The sequence below is a fragment of the Anaerolineae bacterium genome, assembly GCA_011176535.1.
Classification (GTDB): Bacteria; Chloroflexota; Anaerolineae; order Anaerolineales; family DRMV01; genus DUEP01.
Genome location: DUEP01000062.1, coordinates 1 through 4,246 on the forward strand (window position 1 = coordinate 1; position 4,246 = coordinate 4,246).

General features: G+C 63.9%; 3 protein-coding genes. 1 reads left to right on the forward strand and 2 read right to left on the reverse strand.

Features of this window, described 5'->3' with window-relative positions; genetic code table 11:
- The coding region (locus tag G4O04_06655) for a DEAD/DEAH box helicase (GenBank protein HEY58201.1) at window positions 1-1,718 on the reverse strand (1,718 nt) is incomplete at its 3' end.
- A gap of 75 nt (window positions 1,719-1,793) precedes the next feature.
- Between G4O04_06655 and G4O04_06660 the strand changes: the two genes are divergently transcribed.
- The gene (locus tag G4O04_06660) at window positions 1,794-2,504 is read left to right on the forward strand and encodes an IS110 family transposase (protein ID HEY58202.1); all 711 of its coding nucleotides are present in this window, start codon (window positions 1,794-1,796) and stop codon (window positions 2,502-2,504) included.
- Window positions 2,505-2,735: 231 nt separating this feature from the next.
- On the opposite strand, the gene cas3 is transcribed toward G4O04_06660, so the two are convergent.
- On the reverse strand, window positions 2,736-4,246 hold a 1,511-nt coding region (gene cas3 / locus G4O04_06665; GenBank protein ID HEY58203.1), incomplete at its 5' end, for a CRISPR-associated helicase Cas3'.

A 4,246-nucleotide genomic window follows, 5' to 3' on the forward strand; every position in this document is an offset into this window, starting at 1 on the left:
GAAACCCGATACACCCGGTACGGCACGCTGGCGTAGTAGTACACCGCGCCCGGATAGGCTTCGTTGAGCACTTGGTAGAAGGAAAGTCTGCCCAGTGGGCGTTGGTCGAACGCTCCGTGCTCGGCCTGGAACACCTCGAACTGGGGCTCCACATCCCGTAGAGGGTAAATCCATTGGGGGTGCTCGTTTTGGCTACCGGCGGCCCAGTTGCGCAATTCCCGCGGCACTTGGCCGGTGCGTTCCTCATGGCACCGTTCCATGAACCCCGCCGGCCATGCGATGGGCGAGCGGAAGGCCTCCCCGTTGGTCGCGTGGCCCAGCGCGGCCAACAAGCGGTCGTGCTCGCCAACTTGAGTGCGGGCTAGGCACAGCACATGGATGTATTGCAAGTAGCGGTTTTGCAAATACAGCGCGCTCTCGGCCGGGGGCCGGCGCAAGGCTTCCCCGGGATTGCGGAACAGGGTTTGGTCCTGCGGGTCGCCGGTGTTGACCACCAGCACATGGCCGTGGCCTTGCCGACCGATGCGGCCGATGCGTTGCAAGAACGCGGTCATGGTCGGCGGCACACCCACCAGCACGGCCACATCCAGGTGGCCAATGTCCAGCCCGGCTTCCAGCGCGCTGGTGCTGATGACCCCTTTAAGGCTGCCTTCGCTGAGGCGTTGTTGGATGAGGAAGCGATCCACGCTTTCGTAGCCGGCGCGATAGGGCAAAATGGGGGCGTGGGCCAGCACCGCGCTCACGCGGTCGATTTCCCGCATGGCCAGGGCGTCGTCCACTTCGTCGGGAGACCTGTTGGTGGTACGTTGTACGATCGCGGCCAGAATTTCGGCCTGCTTGCGGCTGTTGGTAAAGGCCAGGAAGCGGTGCTGTGTTCGGATGGCCAATCCTTGGAACAGGTTGCCCAGCGCGGCCAGCAGGTCCTGGCCTGAGGGCGGTTCCACCAGGTGAATGTGCAAGGGGTGTTGGGGCGAACCGTCTTGGGCCGCGTCGATGAGGGTGAAGGGCAGGCCGAACAATTGCTCCAGGTGGTTTTCGGGCTCACGCACCGTGGCCGAAGCCGCAATCCATTGGCGCTCTTCGTCGCGAATCAGGCGCATGAGGTGCCGCCAGCGGCGGAAGAGATAGGCCGCGTTGGAGCCGAACACGCCGGTGTAAGTGTGCACCTCATCCACCACAATGAGGGCCAACCGGCGCAAGAAATCCATGACCGCGGGCTTGGTCACATGTAGCAGCAGCCACGCGTGCACCACATCGGGCGTGAACAGCACAATGCGGGCTTCGCGTAAAACGTCTTCCCGTTGTTCCGTGCGTATATCGCCGTCGATGCGCTGCACCCATCCGGTGGGAAGGCCGACTTGGGACAGCCAGCCCTGCCAACGCCGGGCTTGTTCGCGGGCCAGCGCCTTGAGGGGGTACAACACGGCCACGCGTGCGTTGGTGTCGCGCGTCAGCAAGGCCAGCGCGGCCAGAAAGAACACCAGCGACTTCCCCGAGGCCGTGGTGGTGGTCAGAGCCACATGTTTCCCCTGGTGCCAGGCTTCCAGAGCCTGGACCTGGTGGGTGAACAGTCCACGCGGGTACTGCTGCCGCGCTGCGTTCCTCACAGGCGAGGGAAGCCACTCGGGCACGGGGGCGTAGTGGGCTTCGCGTGACGGGCGGGTTTCAGAATGCACCGTGCGCCAGCCCAACTCCTGCAACAATTCGGGCACTTGCATAGGCCCTCTCCTCCGTGTAACACAAAGCGGAACCCAAAGAGGCCAGGCCGGGACCGCGCCCAACCCGGCCCACCTTTGGCTTTCAGACCCGTCGGTATCTGGCAGGTCAAACTCGACCTGGAAACTAAAGACCACCTCGAAGCCCAAATCCAGTGCCCGACCGAGCGCCCGGCCACCCTTTCCCGGCTGGAACCCTGGGCTTCTCAGGCCCTGTTGCTTATGCAACTGTCCGGCTTTGGCATTGTCACCACCATGACCGTATTGGCTGCCATCGGTGATATCGCCCGCGTCCCCTACCCTAAACACCTGGTCGGTCACGCCGGCCTCGCGCCCGGCCTCCATCAAAGCGGCGTCAAGGAGCGCCCAAAACCCATCACCAAAGAGGGGCGCAAAGACCTCCGCTGGGCCATGGTCGAGGTCGCCTGGCGCGCCGTCCGCAGTCATCCCCTCTGGCAGCGCCGATTCCAGGAACTCATTCGCCGCAAACATCCCAACGACGCCATTGTGGTCATCGCCCACCGTCTGCTCGTCATCGTCTGGCATCTGCTCTCCAAAGGCGTCCCTTACCGCCACAGCACCCCCGAACGCATCGCTCATCAATTCCCTTGGGGCTATTGCCTGAACGACCGGCAACGCCGTGGCATGAGCCGCGCCCAGTTCGCCCGCTACTGCCTGATGCGCTTAGGCATTGGTGACGATCTCCAATGGGTGACCCTCTACCCCAAATATCCCCGCAAACCGGCCCTGCCGGAGGAAGTGCCTCCCTGGCCGGAAGGGAAATCGTAGCCCTTCTGCCTTTTCTCTGTCCAGAGCGACTTGCCGAAAGGTGAAAAAGCCTTCCCGGAAGGGGGAGGTGTGTCTCTGGGGGTCTTCTTCCCATGGCAAGGTGCCATTCCACCCATCAAAGGGGCGCCCATCCACGCTCACTGACCTCGACCTGCGCGGCAAACGCCCTTCTTCCCCTGTGAGTTCCCCTAAAACGCCTCTATTTCCTCCTTTTCCCTTGACACTGTCGTTTCAGTAGGCATCGTCCTCCCACAGGGACATTCCCTTCTCTCCATCGTAAGGCACGCGTACCACGGGGGGCAGGTCGGCGGACTTGTCTGGAGGCAGGACCAGGCCCCGGGCCAGCAGGTGTTGGTACTGGTACCAGCGGATGGGCACCAGCAGGGCGTCGGCGGCGATGGGCTGCTCGGCCCGCAGGGCCTCCCAGGTTCCCATTAACCCTTCGGGGAGCACCTCTACGCCGTCAAAGAGACGATGGAACTGGTCAGCCAAGGCCGGATTGCCCCGGAAGGGTAGCAAGTCGGCGAAAAAGTTGTGCCGGAACTCCGCCGCGCTTTGCTCGTAGGCTTCCTCCCAGGCGGTCAACACTTCGCCGGTATACACGGCATCCAGCCAATCTTGAATGCGCGCCTCGTCCACCACCAGCCCTGCGGGGGCTTCGCGCAGCACCTCTAAGGTGCGTTCCACCTGCACGGCCGGACGATATACCCGACGGGTGCCGTCGTCCATCTCTTGGAAGACGAACACATCGGCCGGAGGGCGCTTCCCCAGGCGGTTGACCCGCCCAAAGCGCTGCAGCAGGGCCTCCAACGGTGCAGGGTCGGTGAAGAGGACATCCAGATCCAGGTTGAGGCTGACTTCCACCACCTGGGTGGCGACGACCAGCAGCGGGCGGCGCTCGGTTTGGTTCAGCCCGGCAGCGTCCAAAATGGCTTGTTCCTTGCTTAGCCGATCCTGGCCGGTAAAGCGGCTGTGCAGCAGATGGGCTTCGATACCTTGCTCTTCGGCCCAAGGGTGCAGAACGGCCCACAGTTCCTGGGCTTTGCGCACGGTGTTGACCACCACGAGCACTTGCTGCCCGGCGGCTATGGCTTCCCGGATGCGGCGCAGGCCTTCGGGCGCCGCCAGATCACCCTCCGCCAGATGCAGGCGGTGACGGCGGAAGTGGCGGTAGAGAGCCGCATCGGCCCGGATGAGGGCCTCGGTGCCCAGCAAATGCTGCAGGCGCTCGCGGATGGGGCGCGGGAAGGTGGCCGACATGAACAGGAAGCAGGCTTCGTAGTGCCGCACCAAGTAGCCCACGGTTTCCAGAATCATGGCCAGGCGGTGCGGTTCGTAAGCGTGGATTTCGTCAAACACAAAGGCCGCCCGGGTAAAGTCGGCCAGTAGCGCCTCATAGCCCTTGAGTTGGAAGGCGGCCTTGAGCATCTGGTAGGGGCTAAACACCCGCACGGGATAGTAGGCCAGCCCGGCCTTGTTGCGCAGGGCACGGGCCGTGGCCGTGGCGGCGTCGGGGGTGTATTCCTGAGCCATGAGGAAGCGGTAGAGGGCCAGGGTGCTGCGGCCGTGGAGCAACCCTACCCGCTCGGTATCAAAGAGCCGGCTCAAGCGGCCGTACATGGCGTTCATGCTGGCCTGGTAGGGTAGGGTGTAGAAGAGCCGAGCGGGGCGCTGGCGGGCGGCCCAAAGCAGTGCGGCCTCGGTCTTGCCGCTGCCTGTAGGCGCGATGAGCAGGGCGTGTC